Source organism: Chromobacterium sp. W521 (genome assembly GCF_052805975.1).
The window spans coordinates 321,950-338,250 of the sequence record NZ_JBRBAF010000006.1; the positions used below are offsets into that span (position 1 = coordinate 321,950).

The following is a 16,301-nucleotide window of genomic DNA, read 5'->3' on the forward strand; positions in this document are numbered from 1 at the left end:
GATCTCGCGAGCAAGGGCGAGACAAGACGAAAACGGCTGAAAAAGCAGAGCGTGTACATGGGACATGAGCATTTCGAATCGAAGCGGTTTTTAACCCCGTATCGCCGACGCGCAGCAGATTGTAAACAGGTTCTTAGCCGGCGGCCGGCGTGACGGCGGGCTCTTGCACGATATTGAGCAGCGGCGCGCGCGGGTCGGGCCGCTCCAGCCAGAAGCGGCGCTCCAATTCCGCGGCCGGCAGAGGCCTGCAAAATAGGTACCCTTGCAGGGTATCGCAGAACATATAAGTCAAGGCGGTGGCTTGTTCATCGGTTTCCACGCCTTCCGCCACCACTTTGAGCTGCAGGGAATGGGCCAGCGCAATGATGGCGCCGGTCAAAGTCATCGCGTCCGGATCCTCCAGCATTGCGCGCACGAAGGACTGGTCGATCTTCAGCTCCTGGGTTGGCAGCTTGGCCAGGTAGGACAGCGAGGAGTAGCCGGTGCCGAAATCGTCGATGGAAATGCCCACCAGCATGTCGCGGATGCGGCGCAGCGTTTCGCCGCAAGTATCCAGGTTGTCCAGCACCACGGTTTCAGTGATTTCGATGTCGATGCCCGGCACGGCGGCGCCTGCGCTCAGGGCTTTTTGCAGCTGTTCGGAGAAATCGGCCTGCCGTAATTGCAGCGGCGAAACATTGACCGCGATGCGCGGCGCCGGATAGCCGGCTTGCTGCCAGCGCAGATGGTCGCGCGCGGCTTGCCGCAGCGCCCAGGCGCCCACCTCCAGAATCAGGCCGGTTTCTTCCAGCAAAGGGATGAACTGCGCCGGCGATACCAGGCCGCGCTCCGGGCTTTGCCAGCGCAACAGCGCTTCCACGCCTATGATCTGCCGCGACACCGCGTCCACTTTGGGCTGGTAGTGAAGCACGAACTCCTGTCGCTCCAGAGCCAAACGCAGCCGATTTTCCAGCTCCAGCGTCACGGCGGCGCGTTCGCTCATCTCCTGGCGGTAGAACAAATAGCGCTCATTGGTGTTTTGCGCCAGCTTGAGCGCGGCTTCCGCCTTCTCCAGCAGGCTTTCCGCGTTGTCGCCGTCTTCCGGAAAGGTGGCGATGCCGAATTTGGCGGAAACGCGCAGCTGCTTGTCCAGGATGGCGATGGGCTGGGCGACGCAGCGTTCTTGCAATTGCATGACTTGTCGCGCGATGTCCTCCTCGCTTTTGACCTCGGGGATCATCAGCGCGAAACGGTCTATCTTGACGCAGGCCAGCAGCCGGGCTTCCTCGGTAAACGATTCCAGCCGCGCCGCCAGCAGGCGCAGCACTTGGTCGCCGGCCCAGCGGCCATAGACGTCGTTGATGGATTTGAAGTGCTCAATGTCGAGGAAGATCACCGCCAGACGGCGTTGTTCATGATGGCTGGAGCTGATTTGCTGCGCCAGGCGCTCGTGGAACAGGCTGCGGTTGGCCAGGCCGGTCAACTCGTCGTAGTAGGACAGGAAATGCAGCCGTTCCTCTTTTTCGATGTGGTCCAGCGCGAAAGCGATGTCGCCGGCCAGTTCGGATAGCAGCTGCATTTCTTCGTGATCGAAGACGTTGGCCTCGTTGGAGCACAGCGTCAACGAGGCGGCGTGTTGTCCGGGCAGCGGCAAGGGCAGGCAGGCCAGCGAACGGATGCCTTGCGCCAGCAATTGTTCGCGCGCCGTGTAGGGCAGCGGCGCGCCAAGCTGATTGCAGACGAGGTTGCAGCCGCTGTTGATGGCGACGGCGGACAACTGCAGCAGCGCCTCTGGGTCGGGCGACGGTTCCGCTTGCCCTTGCAGCGCGGCGAGGCGGTGTTGGCCGTCGCTCTGGTCCATCAAGCTGATCCAGACCATTTTGAACGCGCCGCTATGGGTGGCGATGCGGCAGGTTTCCTGGAACAGTTCCTGGCGGTCGTGGCAGCGCACGATCAGCATATTGATGCCGCTGAGGATGGCGTAGACGCGGTTGAGCCGTTCTATGCGCAGCCGCAGCAAGGAGTGCTGCAGGGTGATGGCTAGTTGCTGGGCGAAGGCCCGCGAAACCTCCAGATGTTCAAAGTCGTGGCGGGCGATGGTCTGAAAAGCGAGGTTCAGGGACCCCAGCAACTGTCCTTCCGCCATCAGCGGCAGCCGCAGATAGGCGCGCACGCCGTGGCTGCGCAGCCATTTGACCAGCGCGGGCGGTTGCGCCTGCGTGGCGATGTCGTGCATGAAGCTGGGCTCGCCGCGTTTGAGCTGCTCCAGGTCGCTTAAACCAAAGCTGGAGAAGGGGAAGCGGCTGTCGATCGGGATTTCGTCTTTGGCGTCGCATTCCAACGCCAAAAAGATGATCTCCTCGTGTCGCCAGTCGAACACCGTGGCTGACGCGCCCCAGAACGGCACCAGTCGCGCCAGCATGCGCAGCGCTTCCTGCGCGGTTTGCTTCGGGCTGGCGGCGGACAGCAGGGTGAGCCCCATATCGCGCAGCGACTCCAGTTGTTGGCTGTGGCGTTTGAGCTTCTGTTCCGTTTTCAGGCGCTCGGTGATGTCGCGCATGATGGCGGTGTAGTATTTCTGGCCGCCCACCTCAAGCTGGGATACCGAGGCTTCCGCATAGAACTCGCTGCCGTCGGCGCGCAGGCCGCGTACCCCGCCGGCCGGCGCAAGACGGCGGCTGATCGGGCCGTTCCGGCCGAAATCGCGGATCAGCCGCGCGTGGTGGGAACGAAAGGATTCCGGCACCAGCATGTCGACCCGTTGACCCAGCACTTGCTCGGCGCGGTAGCCGAAGGCTCGTTCCGCGGCGGGATTGAACAAGATGATGTTCAAATCGGCGTCGATGGTGACGATGGCGTCCATCGCAGTGTCGATGATGCCGGCGCGTTGCATTTCGCTGAGGCGGATGGCGGCTTCGTGAGCTTGCAGCTGGTCCAGCATGTGATTGAACTGGCGAGACACCGTGCGCAGTTCGCGCGGCCCCAGTTCCTGCGCCCGCGCCTGCGAGGCGCCGCTGGCCACGGCTTGCGCCGTCTCCGCCAGCTGTCTTGCAGGGCGGGTCAGCGCGCGGCTGAAGCTTTGCGCCAGCAAGCCGCAGAGCAGCAAGGTGGCGATGCTGCTGGCGGCGCCCCAGCGCAGGCGGTTGTAGTAAGACGCGAAGACATCCTGTTCCGGCAAGGCGGCGATGATCAGCCAGTCGGCTTGGGAGAACTTGCGATAGGAGTAGAGGCGCGACACGCCGTCGCGGCCGACGCCCAGTTCGAAGCCGGAGGCGTTGCCGCGGATGCGCGAGATGGTGCGGACGACATTGGACGAGGCTTTGCCGTGCCAGAGCGAGGGGTCCGGATAGCGCAGCAAAAAGGCCGCTTGCGAACTGAGCACCGCGATGGTCAGTTTGCGGTCCAGCGTGGCCGGCAGCACGTGCGACTGCAGCGCCAGCAGATCCAGTTGCAGTGTCAGCAGCCCCACGCGGCGGCCTTGTTCATCGCGCACTGGATAACTGGGCATGATGATCCAGCGCCGGGTAGCGGGCTCTTGCAGCGGTTCGCTGAGCATCAGCCCTGGGGCGTCCAGCGCGCGGGAGAACCATCCATGGTTGGGCGGGGGCGCGTGCATGGCGGGGTTTTGCGCATGGCGGCAGACCGGCTGCCCCGCGGCGTTGCTGAGCGTTAGCTGGGTGATGGAGGGAAAACTCAGCGTGAGATCGTGATAGGCGTCGGCGCATTCGGCGGGGTTGAGCCGGCGCAGCGGCGGCCGTTGGCTCAGTTGCGCCAGCAGCCGTTCCAGTTCGACGATCTTGTCCGCCAGGGTTTGATCCACTTGGTTGGCCACGATGCGGGTTTGCATTTGCGCGGCGTCGCGCAGATCGCGGGCGGATTCATAGGCGCCGATGCCAATCAGCACGGCGGCGGGAAGGAGGCAGGCCAGTGCGAACAGCAGTAATTGAGTTCGCAGGCCCAGCCCGCTGACGGCGGACAGAGTGCGGTTTAGGCCTGCGCGCATGTGGCGGCTACTTTCCGGGACAGGGAATAATCGAAAATTAGTTCCTGCCGGAGAAGGGGGCAAGCCGCCGCCATGTCGAATGCGTAATGCGGGGTTGGCGTGCCGCGGCGTCCCCCCGCGCAAGCCTTGCCTGGCAAGGCTTGCGCGGGGGGACGGATCGCGCGCTAAGTACTTCCACTTGGCCGACTGACAAAACCTGACGCCGCCGTTTGGCATGCGCCGATATGGGGCGGACTTTTACAGAAACATGCCGCCGGAGGCTTCCACGCGTTGGCCGTTGACCCAGGCCGCGCCGTCGCTGAGCAGGGTGGCGATGGCGCCGCCGATGTCGTCTGGCCGGCCGACGCGGCCCAGCGCGGTTTGCGCGGCGATATGGGCATTGACCTGCTCGTTGTCGCGCACCAGGCCGCCGCCGAAATCGGTTTCAATCGCGCCGGGGGCGATGACGTTGACCGCGATGCCGCGAGGACCCAGTTCCTTGGCCAGGTAGCGGGTCAGCACTTCCACGCCGCCCTTCATCGCCGCGTAGGCGGCGTAGCCGGGCAGGGCGAAGCGGGTCAGGCCGGTGGAGACGTTGAGAATGCGGCCGCCGTCGGCGATCAGCGGCAGCAGTGTCTGGGTCAGGAAGAACGGTCCTTTGAGCTGGATGTTCATCAATTGGTCGAACTGCGCCTCGCTGGTGTCGGCGAAGGCGGCGTGAATGCCGATGCCGGCATTGTTGACCAGGAAGTCGAAGTCGGCGCGCTGCCATTGTTCGCTCAGCGTCTGGCGCAACTGGGCGGCAAAGGCGCCGAAGCTTGCGCTCTGGCCGACGTCCAGCGGCAGCGCGGCGGCCTTGCCGCCCAAGGCCCGGATTTCGGCAACCACCGCCTCGGCGTCGGCGGCGCGGCTTTGATAAGTGAGGACTACGTCCACGCCCTGGCGCGCCAGGTGCAGGGCCGCGCTTTTGCCCAGGCCGCGGCTGCCGCCGGTGATGACTGCGATCTTCTTGCTCATGGGAATCTCCTGTAGGGGCGGGTGCAGGTTTGGACCCGATGAGCTCAGTTTATTGTGTGGTTTTCAATAAACAAATATAGGTTATTTAATTATAGTGTTCGTATATTCATAACAATTGGCGGTGGAGATGAACAAGCTGGAAGCAATGCAGATTTTTGTCCGGGTAGCCGAGCTATCCAGCTTCACCCAGGCGGCGGACAGCCTGGGCCTGCCCAAGGCCAGCATCTCGGTGGCGGTTAAACAGGCTGAAGCCTGGCTGGGCGCGCGCTTGTTGCATCGGACCACACGCAAAGTGCAGATGACCCAGGACGGCCAGGCTTTTTACGAACGCTGCAAGGATGTGCTGGCGGAGATGGACGAGCTGCAGGGCATGTTTCAGCGCGGCGAAGAGGCGCTGAGCGGGCGGCTGCGGGTGGATATGCCCAGCGGCGTGGCGCGTTACCAGGTGTTGCCGCGCCTGGACGAGTTTCTGCAACGCCACCCGAGGCTGGAGCTGGAGTTGAGCAGCACCGATCGCAAGGTGGACATCGTGCGCGAGGGCTTCGATTGCGTGTTGCGGGTGGGGGAGCTCAGCGACTCCAGCCTGGTGGCGCGGCCGCTGGGACGCTTCCGGCAGCTCAATTGCGCCAGCCCGGCTTATCTGGCGCGCCATGGCACGCCGGCCGGCCTGGAGGACCTGGCGCGGCACCGGTTGGTCCATTATGTCTCCACCCTGGGGGCGCGCCCGGCCGGCTGGGAATGGCGGGACGATAGCGGCAGCCATTGGCTGGCCATGAGGGGCAGCGTCATCGTCAACAACGCCGACGCCTACCAGGCGGCCTGCCTGGCCGGCTTGGGACTGATCCAGGCGCCGGAGTCCGGCGTGCGTCATTTGCTGGACAGAGGCGAACTGGTGGAAGTCTTGCCGGAATTCCGCGCCGCGCCGATGCCGGTGACCTTGCTGTATGCCCATCGACGCAACCTGCCGCGCCGCGCGCGGGTATTCATGGATTGGCTGGCGGAGGCGCTGGCGCCCCACTTGCTCTGAATCCGGCGCAAACATGGCGGCGCAGGGGCAAGCTGCCCTATCATGTAGGCCGGTCAACCATTTTAGAACCTGTTTACGATCAGCTGCGCGTTGGCGATACGGCGTTGAAAACCCCTTCGAAATGCTCATGCACCGTGTGTACATTCCGCTTTCTCAGCGGTTTTCGCCTTGTCTCGCCTTAGCTCGCGAGATCGTAAACACGTTCTTACTTCGTCATATTCCCACCATGATTGTTAGATCCACCTCTTCCTGGCTGCGCTTGCTGTTTGTCTGGCACGGTTCGGTGTTGCCGCGCATCATGCCGCGCCTGTTGCTGGTTTTCTTCATTTCCATCGCCGCCGCCGCTGTGCGCGGCTGGTGGTTGAGCGAGCACGCGGATTCGGCGCTCAGCATTCCCGCCTTCACCCTGATGGGGGTGTCGCTGGCCATCTTTCTGGGCTTTCGCAACTCGGTCAGCTACGAACGTTTCTGGGAAGCGCGCAAGCTATGGGGCAGCTTGCTGATCGTCAACCGCTCGCTGGCGCGGCAGGCCTTGTCGCTGGCGCCGGACAACGCCGACGCGCGGCGCTTGATAGACGGCTGTTGCGCCTTCGCTTACGCGCTGAAGGCGCAGCTGCGCGGCGACGACGCCGACGCGCATTTGCGGCGGCTGCTGCCGGAGGAGATCCTGGACAAGGCGTTGGCGGGACGCTTCAAGCCGGCGTTGATCCTGGCCTGGTTGGGACAATTGACCGCGCGCATGCGCCGCGACGGCGCGTTGAGCGATATGCAATGGCATGCGCTGGACCGCAATCTGAACTCCTTGTCCGAAGTGCTGGGCGGCTGCGAGCGCATCGCCTCCACGCCCATCCCTTTCACTTACCGGGTGTTGCTCAACCGCACCGTCACCGTGTACAGCTTGTTGCTGCCGGCCGGCCTGGTCACCAGCATAGGCTGGCTGACGCCGGCGATCGCCGTCTTCATCGCCTACACCTATCTGGCCTTGGAAGTGATAGGCGAGGAGCTGGAAGAGCCGTTTGGCAAGGAGGGCAACGACCTGCCGTTGTCCGCGCTGTGCCACGGCATTGAGGCCTCGCTGCGCGAGATGCAGGGCGAGGACGTGGCCGCGCCGGCGCCGGAGCAGCAGGGCATTTATTTGTATTGATCGGGACTTGGAGCCTGTTTACGATCAGCTGCGCGTTGCGGAGCGTTACACGGTGAGTACACCCTCAAAATGCTCATCTACCCCTTGACCATTCCGCTTTTTCGCTCGTTTTCGCCTTGTCTCGCTCTGGCTCGCGGGACTTTGAACAGGCTCTTATAGCGCGGCCAGCTCATCCAGGCGAATGATGCGCGCTATCGTCTCCAACTGACGCATCGAGGTTCGATGCTCTTCTTCGCTGGCGGCGGCGCAGCCGTCTTCCAGCACTAGTACCTGATAATCGCGGTCGTGAGCGTCGCGCGCGGCGGCCTGCACCGCCCAGGTACTGCTGACCCCGGACAGGATCAGGCGTTCAATGCGGTGGGCGCGCAGCACGGCTTCCAGCGAGGTGGCGTAAAACGCGCTGACGCGGGGCTTGATCACGATGGCGTCTTCCGGCCTCACGTCCAAATCCGGATGGAAGGCGGTGCCGGGGCCGGACAGGTCCAGCGCGCCGAATTCGTGCGCGCGGCCAAACAGCGGCGAGTTTTTGGCTTGCTCCACATAGGAGGGCGAGAAGCCCACTTTCACCTGTACCACCAGCCAGCCGCGGCGGCGCGCCTCGGCAATGGCCTGGTTGGCGGCGGCGATGACGCCGCGTCGGCGTGCGTGCTCGGCGCAGCGGGCAACCTTGCCGCCGTCGACCATGATGTCGTGGATGTAGTCCAAACCAATAAAAGCGGTGTTCATCGCTGAGCTCCTTAAGACCCGCTAACAAAACCCCTGATCCTGCGTTGCGCCTCCTTGTCGTACCACTTGTACTGTAGCTTCGCAGAAACTTCGTTTTCTGCGTCGGCGCGCCTTGGCTCAGGTTCTCTGTGAGGTTTTGTTAGCGGCTCTAATTATGTATTGATCAAGGCTGGCGCGCGGTCGGCGGTTCAGCGGCGGCCAACTCCGCCAGTACCTCGCCGGCGGCAAGCAGCAGCTCCAGGCGTTGCGGCGGCAGCCCGGCCAGCGCGGCGCGCAGCCAATCGTCTTTGCGCAGGCGGTGAGCCTCAAGGACGCTGTGGCCGGCTTCGCTCAGACGGATCCGGACCTTGCGGCCGTCTTCGGGATCGGCCGCGCGCAGAATCAGCCCCCCGGTCTCGAGCTCGCGCAGCAGGCTGGCCAGATTGGAGCTGCGCAGCTTTTCCGCGCGAGCCAGCGCCGACGGCGTTGCTGCGCCGTCGGCACGTTCGATGCAGGCGAGCAATGAGAGTTGGGCGAACGGCAGTTCGTCGTCCTGCGCTTCCAGGCGCAGCCGGCGCGTCAAGGCCATCAGCTGCAGGCGCAGCCGGGAAGCGGCTTCCGGTGTCACGGTCAGGTGTGGCATTCTGCTATTTTAGCATAGCTATGTTTGTATAGATAAATGTGGAAGGAGCGGCGCGAGGATGGTTGCCGAGCGGCTTAAGAACCTGTTTACGATCTGCTGCGTGTTGTGAGACGTGACAGGGTGAGTCCCGCTTCGAAATGCTCATGTACCGTGCGTACACTCCGCTTTCTCAGCCGTTTTCTCCTTGTCTCGCTCTGGCTCGCGAGATCGTAAACACGTTCGAAGGGCCGCGCTTGCCGCCTCGCGGCCCGCATTGAGCGGAGGCTTAACTCGGCTTCGGACAGTTGCTCATCCAGCGTATGCCGAAGCGGTCGACCAGCATGCCGAAGCGGGCCCCCCAGAAGGCGTCGTGCAGCGGTTCGTTGATCTGGCCGCCTTGAGCCAGGGCTTCGAAGATCGCCGTCTGCTCCGCTTCGCTGTCCAGCATGAAGTTCAGCGTGATGTTTTCTCCCAGAACGGGCGTGCGGCCCGGCATGCCGTCGGAGGCCATGAAATGAACGCCTTCGGCTTTGAACTCCGCGTGAAGAATCTTGTTCTTGGCTTCGTCCGGGCTGGGGAAGTCCGCGTCGCCAAAGCGCATCAGCGCCACAATCTCGCCGTTGAAGCATTGGCGGTAGAAGGCCAGCGCCTGTTCGCACTGGCCGTGGAAGTTGATGTAGGGCAGCAGGGTTTTCATCAGAGAGACTCCTGGTGGTGGGGGAGAGGCCGGCTTTGCTTCAGGACCTGTTCACGATCTGCTGCGCGTCGGCGATACGGCGTTGAACCGTATCTTTGAAATGCTCATATACACTCTGCTTTCTCAGCCGTTTTCGCCTTGTCTCGCCCTTGCTCGCGAGACTTTGAACAGGCTCTTAGCTCGCGATATCGTAAACAGGCGCTTCGGGCGGCAAGCATTGCCGCAGCGCGTCGCTGACGGCCGCCGCGGTGGCGGGCCGGGTCAACCGGGCGGCTTCCTGGCCGTGGCGCAGGAAAATCAGCGTAGGCCACAGCTTGACGCGGTAGCTGCGCCCCAAGCGGCGGCCCGGCCCGTCTTCGATTTGCAGATGACGGACGCCGGGGCATTCCGACAACGCTTGTTGAATCAAGGGCTGGGCCGCCTGGCAATGGCCGCACCAGGGCGCGCCGAATTCCAGCACGGTGACGCCGGGCTGGGCATCCAGTTCGGCGCGTTCCGGCGCCGGGTCGCGGTAGAGTTGGTCCATGGTCTGGGAGGGGCTGGGGTGGTTTTTAAATATGCCAAAAGACTGATGGGTTTGCCAGCGCTTTTGATGCAGGGGTAGCGGCACGGGCTTGCCAAAACCGGGCAAAACCGCGACGATGCAGGCCGTTTCGTCAATGGCCCAGGGTTTGAAATCATGAAATCGCGCAATGTTTCCGGCGGCTTGGTGTACTCCACCGAACACGGCCGCATGTGTCCGCAGTGCGGCTTCGCCGTTGCCCAATGCCAATGCGGCAAGCAAGAGACGCCGGCCGGCGACGGCGTGGTGCGGGTGCGCAGAGAAACCAAGGGCCGCAACGGCAAGGCGGTCACCGTGATCCAGGGCGCGCCGCTGAACGCGCTGGAGTTGGCGCAACTGGGCAAGCAGCTGAAAAACGCCTGCGGCAGCGGCGGCACGGTCAAGGACGGTGTGATCGAGATCCAGGGCGATCACTGCGAGCAGGTGGTTGGGCTGCTCAAGCAGCACGGCTGGACGGTGAAGCGCGCAGTCGGCTAGCAGCCGTTCCCCGCACGCGGCGCTCTGCCCTCGTTGGAATGAAAAAGCCCGCGGCTTGCCGCGGGCCAAGGCTGATACTGGGGGACTACGCCGGCTGCGCCTGAGCCTGGCCGACGCCGAGCGAGGTCCGCCGTTGTAGTTCGGCGGCGAATTGAGCGCCGAACTGTTCCAGATACTGGCGCTGCAGCAGACATTCATGCGGCGCGTTCACTTCATACTCGATCAGCTTGCCGGAGATGTAAGGCTGCCACAGCGACGGCTGCTGATCCTCGGGGCGCAGGATGTCGGTGGTGGCGCGGATGAAGATCAAGTCGCCGTCGTAGCGTTGATAGCGGCAGCGGGCGAGCAGCTCCAGCATCAGCTTGGAGTCGTTCACCAGGCGGGTCAGAAACTCATCGCCAACCTGGCTGCCGCCCAGCACTTCCTCCATGGCGCTCTTCAGCCCCTTGATGCCGGCGCGCGGCGCGCCGACGATGGCGCGCGTCATCCGGGTGATGATGGTGGCGTCGTCCAGCTTCAGAGAAGCCGGCCCGCCTTGCAGCGGGTAGCTGTCGAACATGCACAGGAAGCTGACCTCATGGCCGTCGGCCTGCAGCATGGCGGCCAGGCGCAGCGCCAGGTTGCCGCCCACCGACCAGCCGGCCAGTTGGTACGGCCCGCGCGGCTGCACCGCCTGGATGCGCTGCCGGTATTCCTCCGCCAACTCATCCAGCGATTCAATGACGCGGTCCGGGTCGCGCAGTATCGGAGACTGGATGGCGTACAGCGGCTGATCCTCCGGCAGGAAGGGCAGCAGGCCGGCATAGGGCCAGGCGATGCCGCCGCCCGGATGGATGCAGAACAGCGGGGGCCGGCCGCCCTGAACGCGCAGCGGCAACATGGCGTCGAAGGGATCGCTGAAAGCGGCTGGCCGCTCCAGCCGCTGAGCCAGTTGGCGCGGAGTGGGGGCTGCCAGGAAGTCGGCGATGCCCAGAGAGACGCCGAAGGTTTCCCTGATAGTGTTGATCAGCTGCAGACCCAGCAGCGAATGCCCGCCCAGCGCGAAGAAATTCTGATTGGCGTAGACCTCCCCGCATTCCAGCGCTGTCGCGAACAGCCGGCACATGATTTCTTCTTCCGGGGTGCGCGGCGGCGCTTGCTCGCCGTCGTCCTGCAGCGTCGGCGTGGGTAGTTCGCTGGTGGCCAGCTTGCCGTTGGGCGTGAGCGGAAAGGCCGGCACCACCATGATGACGCTGGGGATCATGTGATGGGGCAATTGACGGCTTAGCGCCTGTTTCAGCCCCTCGCTGTCCAGCTCCAACTGCTGGTTGGCCACATAGCCGACGATGGCCGGGCCGTGCGGCAGATCGCGCAGCAAGGCCACGGCGTCCTCTACGCCGCCGCAGCCTAGCAGGGCGTTTTTGATTTCGTCCAGCTCGATGCGCAGCCCGCGCAGCTTGATCTGGTTGTCCTGGCGGCCCTGATAGTGAATGCGGCCGGCGTGGTCAAAGAATACGCGGTCGCCGGCTCGGTACATGGTGTCGGCGGGGTCCAGCAGATCGGGGACGAAGCCTTTGGCCGTCAGCTCCGGACTGTTGCGGTAACCGCGGGCCACGCCGGGTCCGCCGATGAACAAGTCTCCCCAGGCGCCGGGCGGCAGCAGCCGTTGCCGCGGGTCCACCACGTAGAGCCGGGTATTGGCTGTGGCGGGGCCGATGGACAGGTCGCCGTCGCCGTAGTCGGCGTTGATCGAGGTGGCGAAGGAGGTTTCGGTCGGACCGTAGACATTGAGCAGACGGCAGTGGGAAAAGCGCGCCAGCAGCGCCGGGGTGCACGGCTCTCCGCCTAGCATCAGGACGGTGTCCCGAGGGAAGTCCTCGGTCTGGTGATAGGCCAGCAGGCTGGGCGTCATCACCAGCAGTTTGATGTTTTCCCGTTTCACCAGCGCGGCTAGCGGCTTGCCGGGCGCACTGGAGACTTTATCGCAGAGGACCAGGGTGGCGCCGGCCAGCAGCGTCATCATGATTTCCAGAACCGACATGTCGAAACCGGCCGCGATGAATTGCAGCACGCGCTGGCCGGCTTGCAACCCCGCCGCCCGGATGGCGGTATCCGCGATGGGCACCAGGTTGCGGTGAGTCACTTCCACGCCCTTGGGCTTGCCGGTGGAGCCCGATGTGTAGATCAGATAGCCCGGCGCGGAGGGGGGCACGCGAGGGAGCGGGAGAGCGGCAGGCGGCAGCGCGTCCAGCGCCTCGGCGTCCAGATAGAGCAGTTTCTCCGGCGCAAGCTCGGTTTTGACGGCGCCGCCGGCGGCGACGATGACCGCGGCCGGCGAGGCGTCGGCCAGAATGTATTCGATGCGGGCTTCCGGCAGATCGGGGTCAACCGGCACATAACCGGCGCCGAGTTTGAACAGCGCCACCGCCGCAACCGCCCATTCGATGCTGCGCGATACGATGACGGCGACGTCGTCGCCGGGTCGCACGCCGCGCGTCAGCAGCAGGCTGGCCAGACGGTCGGCGCGGTCGTCCAGCTCGGCGTAGCTGAGTTCGCGTTCGCCCTGGCGCAGGGCCGGCAGGTGGCCGTGGCTCCGCGCGGAGGCGGCGAAGGCGTCGGCGAAGACAGGCGGCGCGTCGGCGCGCGCCGGCAGCGGATAGCAGCGCTCGAGCTCGCCGGGCAGCAGCAATTGGTAGTCTGAGGCGAAGGTTTCCGGCGCGTCGACGAAACGCTCCAGCAACAAAGTCATCCGCGCGTAATGCAGCTCCAGCGCCTCGAGCGGGTAAAGATCGGCGTTGGCGTTGAAGCCTATCTCCAGCCGGCCGTCGGCGTTGCGGTCGAAGATGTCTATGCCGAGATGGTCGGCGGGGCCGTTGGCGACGTTCTGAACCGTGGCTTCGCAGCCGTCGAAGTCCACTTCCTGGTCATAGGCCACGATATTGAGCAGAGTGTTGAACAGCGGCTTGTGGCCGCGCTCCGCGTACAGGTCGCGGATCATGGCTTCCGAGCGGTAGCCCTGGTGCAACAGATGACGCCGCAACTGGCGTTGGATGTCCGCCGCGACGGACAACACCGTGGATTCCGGCGTAAACGAGATGCGCAGCGGCAGGATGTTGGCCACCATGGCCGGAATCTCGCGCAAGGCTTTCAATTGGCGGGCGGCCACCGGCATGCCCACCGCCAGCTCGCTTTGTCCGGTCATTCTGTGAAGATAGGTGGCGCAGGCCGCCAGCAGCACGCTGGACAGGCGGAGCCGATGCAGGGAAGCGGTTTCCCGCAGCCCGTCCACCGCCGCGCCGGAGAAGACCTTGCGTAGCCGGTTCAGTTTGCGTAGGGGAGCTTCGCCCGGCACCAGCTGGGTGGGGTCGGGAAGATCCAGGCAGTACTGGCGCCAATAGGATTGGTCCTTGAGATAGGACTCGCTCTGGCGATAGGCCTGCTCCGCTTCGAACGCCTGACTTAGCGGCTGCGCCGGCAGCGGCTCGATGGCTTCTCCGCGCGCCAGCCGGACATAGCAGTCGGTAATGTGTTTGAACAAGATGGCGTGGCCGAAGCCGTCCACCACCAGGTGGGAGCCCAGCTCTATCATGCGATGACGACGGTCGGCCAGCTTGACGATCAGATAGCGGATCAGCGGTTGCCCGGCCAGGTCCATATCGTCGGCCAGCAGTTCTTCCAGCATGGCCGAGTAGGCCTGCTCCGGATCCGGTTTGGCGGACAGGTCGTGCCAGGAAAAATAGTCGTCGTGCAATTGGGGGCGGAGGCGTTGCCGGTATTGCCCGGTGGACGGGTCCGTTTCGAAAGTGGCGCGCAGGGTGTCCACCTGTTGGCACACGGTTCTGATGGCTTGTTCCAGCAAGGGCGTTTGCAAATCGCCGTTGAATTCGATCACATCGCACAGGTGGTAATGAAGGTTGCGGCCTTCTTGACCGATGGCCAGGCAGACTTCTTGCTGAGCGGCGCTCAGCGGGCAGATTGATTTATCTTCTAGCATGATGTTTCCAATATATTGTATTTACAGTTGATTTAATTTGTTTAAAATTGAGTCAATGGCAGATACGGGTGTGGCTACAAAGACAGAAAAAGCGCGTGTTTCGCTATTGCGGCGGGTTTAGAGCCTGTTCAAAGTCTCGCGAGCAAGAGCGAGACAAGGCGAAAACGAGCGAAAAAGCGGAATAGTCGAGTGGTACATGAGCATGTTGAGCTTGTACTCACCGTGCAACGCTCCACGAAGCGCAGCAGGCTTTGAACAGGCTCTCTAGAGCGGCTAACAAAAATCAGTTTTAGGGCTGGGGCAAGGCGCGCCGACGCAGGCAGTACTTGAGTACGGCAAGTCGGCGCAACGCAGCATCAGGGGTTTGTTAGCCGCCTTAGTACATGGCTCGGTTTACTGGCGGCAGATGGGCGCGGGGAGGGGGGATCTGTCGGCGACGCCGTGGATTGGCGTGGGCGGGTGTGGTAGGTGCGCGTTATGGCGTTTTTCATGGTTGCCCTGCACATGTCGTATAAGACAGGTCGAATATGTCTTTTTGATAATACGGGGGAATTATATCAATACGGCATGAAGTTTACACAGTAAAATTCACTCGACATATGTCGGCAAGAGGGATTTGTCTCATTTGTGCAAACGCACATTTTGAGACGGCTGAAAAAACATTAACCTTGCTCAATGCACGCTTTTAAAGGCTGTGGCAGCTCTGTGGCAAACGGTGCAGCGCAGCAAAATTGCTGCGGGCTGGAAAGGCGGGCGGGGCGGTCATGCCGCGGCGCGACAAAAGGGAGGTGGTGTGACGGGCGGGCAAGAACGGCGCATGGGCTGCTCAACCCCATCCAGTTGACGCCTGCGTTGAGTTGAATTTAATGCGCAAAGAAAAAGACCGAAATTTCGACGCCCTTTGCTGAGGGCGCCATGCATTTCGGTCTTGTGCGACAGTTGACCCGGGAGGATCAGAAGGTTTAAGCGGAACAAAAATGTAAACAAGAAACTAACCCATTGTATTTATGAGTTTTTTTGATATTTTTTTGAGAAAATGAAAACTTTTATCAGAAAAACACAGAGTTGTTTACAGCTTGGCTTCCCCATCAAAACAGATACCATGGAGAGGTATGCGCATTTCAAATGCATTATTCGCCATGTTTGCCGGCCATCAAAGTGTCAACGGCTGCCTGGATATGTTTACGTTCATTTTTCGACAGTAGACCCCAAGCCAGTACCAGCTTGGCAAGCTCATCGTCTTCACAATAAAAGTATGCAGTGGGCAGATGCAGTGCTTCTGCCAACCTCACGGCCATGCCAAACGGGGGTTCGATTACACCTGTTTCGTAGCGGCTTATAACCGCGGAGGAGTGAAATACATGGCGCTGCTCTTGCGTTTTTCTTTCGGAAGCAAGGCTGCGTATGCCGAACTCAACCAGAACGCTCCGGTTATTAAGTCGGATTTGCTTAACCACTCCGCAAACTCGATAACAGAGGCCTCGAAGAAATGCACTGGTGGAGTGCTTTCGAGTCTAAGGTCTGGGAAGGACTGCTGCATCCAGCGTGCGAGGATGCTTTTAGTGATTTCGGATGAGGTGGCCCCAGCGCCCCTCAAGGTTCCAACTGATTTGACGAGCCTTGAAAAGGCGGTGCTGTTATGTGGCAACATGTGCTACGGGCTATCCGGATTGCGTACGTTGATGCTTGTTTTACTTATCATGTGCTGCGCTCGGCGCTCTCGCTGTTTGGTTGATACGCCGCTGTCGCAACCTAACCTCTTAAGTACATCGGAATAATATAGTAAAATCTTGCGCCTTGTCTCGCTTCAACGGTTGTTTTGGCTGAGCGTGGGATGACCGGTGCATTGCCGCCCGAGTCTGGTCAGGGGCTCAAGGTCGGCTGTGGCCAAGGAATTCGCATTGGCTGTTCGGTAGGTTTCATAGTGAAGTTGTCGCTTGAATGGTTGTTATGCCAAATGGATTTGAGGCGGCAGTTGGCCGGCTATGGCCTATCGGGTTCACCACTCCACAACCTCTTCGGACATCGTGCAGGGCCAGGTGCGCAAATCCATGCAACTGCTGAGTAGGCCGAATGCAGAGAACAGCGCAAGCTGGATGTAATTCCCCAGGCAACG

General features: G+C 62.3%; 11 protein-coding genes. 3 read left to right on the plus strand and 8 right to left on the minus strand.

What is annotated here, in order from left to right; all coding sequences use genetic code 11:
- Positions 1-133: 133 nt before the first annotated feature.
- Both ACUXV1_RS11880 and ACUXV1_RS11885 read right to left on the minus strand, forming a co-directional pair.
- Positions 134-3,982, minus strand: a complete 3,849-nt coding sequence (locus tag ACUXV1_RS11880; RefSeq protein ID WP_446015483.1) for an EAL domain-containing protein — start codon at positions 3,980-3,982, stop codon at positions 134-136.
- A 237-nt stretch (positions 3,983-4,219) separates the two neighbouring features.
- Positions 4,220-4,978, minus strand: coding sequence for an SDR family NAD(P)-dependent oxidoreductase (locus ACUXV1_RS11885; RefSeq protein ID WP_043591582.1), 759 nt, complete (start codon positions 4,976-4,978; stop codon positions 4,220-4,222).
- A 127-nt stretch (positions 4,979-5,105) separates the two neighbouring features.
- Here ACUXV1_RS11885 and ACUXV1_RS11890 point away from each other — a divergent pair, with 127 nt between their 5' ends.
- Together ACUXV1_RS11890 and ACUXV1_RS11895 are read left to right on the plus strand one after the other, a co-directional pair.
- A complete protein-coding gene (locus ACUXV1_RS11890; protein ID WP_446016650.1) occupies positions 5,106-6,005 on the plus strand; it encodes a LysR family transcriptional regulator in 900 nt (299 codons plus the stop codon).
- Positions 6,006-6,231: 226 nt separating this feature from the next.
- Entirely contained in the window at positions 6,232-7,149 is a 918-nt protein-coding gene (locus tag ACUXV1_RS11895; RefSeq protein WP_039755311.1) for a bestrophin family protein, read from the plus strand.
- 153 nt (positions 7,150-7,302) lie between these two features.
- Here the strand turns inward: ACUXV1_RS11895 and ACUXV1_RS11900 are convergent, their stop codons facing one another.
- The 4 genes from ACUXV1_RS11900 to ACUXV1_RS11915 form a co-directional block, all read right to left on the minus strand.
- Positions 7,303-7,875, minus strand: a complete 573-nt coding sequence (locus ACUXV1_RS11900; RefSeq protein WP_081556148.1) for a cysteine hydrolase family protein — start codon at positions 7,873-7,875, stop codon at positions 7,303-7,305.
- A 163-nt stretch (positions 7,876-8,038) separates the two neighbouring features.
- Positions 8,039-8,497 carry a MarR family winged helix-turn-helix transcriptional regulator gene (locus tag ACUXV1_RS11905; protein WP_043633708.1) on the minus strand — a complete coding sequence of 153 codons (459 nt, stop codon included), beginning with the start codon at positions 8,495-8,497 and terminating at the stop codon, positions 8,039-8,041.
- A 265-nt stretch (positions 8,498-8,762) separates the two neighbouring features.
- Positions 8,763-9,173 carry a VOC family protein gene (locus tag ACUXV1_RS11910; RefSeq protein ID WP_019102151.1) on the minus strand — a complete coding sequence of 137 codons (411 nt, stop codon included), beginning with the start codon at positions 9,171-9,173 and terminating at the stop codon, positions 8,763-8,765.
- A gap of 175 nt (positions 9,174-9,348) precedes the next feature.
- Entirely contained in the window at positions 9,349-9,783 is a 435-nt protein-coding gene (locus tag ACUXV1_RS11915; RefSeq protein ID WP_446016828.1) for a thioredoxin family protein, read from the minus strand.
- A 69-nt stretch (positions 9,784-9,852) separates the two neighbouring features.
- Between ACUXV1_RS11915 and ACUXV1_RS11920 the strand changes: the two genes are divergently transcribed.
- Positions 9,853-10,212: a translation initiation factor Sui1 gene (locus ACUXV1_RS11920; protein ID WP_446016648.1), complete on the plus strand. Its 360-nt coding sequence runs from the start codon at positions 9,853-9,855 to the stop codon at positions 10,210-10,212.
- A gap of 85 nt (positions 10,213-10,297) precedes the next feature.
- Here ACUXV1_RS11920 and ACUXV1_RS11925 read toward each other — a convergent pair whose 3' ends face one another.
- Both ACUXV1_RS11925 and ACUXV1_RS11930 read right to left on the minus strand, forming a co-directional pair.
- Complete coding sequence (locus tag ACUXV1_RS11925) at positions 10,298-14,185, minus strand: amino acid adenylation domain-containing protein (RefSeq protein ID WP_446016647.1); 3,888 nt, start codon at positions 14,183-14,185, stop codon at positions 10,298-10,300.
- 1,130 nt (positions 14,186-15,315) lie between these two features.
- A complete protein-coding gene (locus ACUXV1_RS11930) occupies positions 15,316-15,642 on the minus strand; it encodes a helix-turn-helix domain-containing protein (RefSeq protein WP_446016646.1) in 327 nt (108 codons plus the stop codon).
- Between the last annotated feature and the right edge of the window lie 659 nt (positions 15,643-16,301).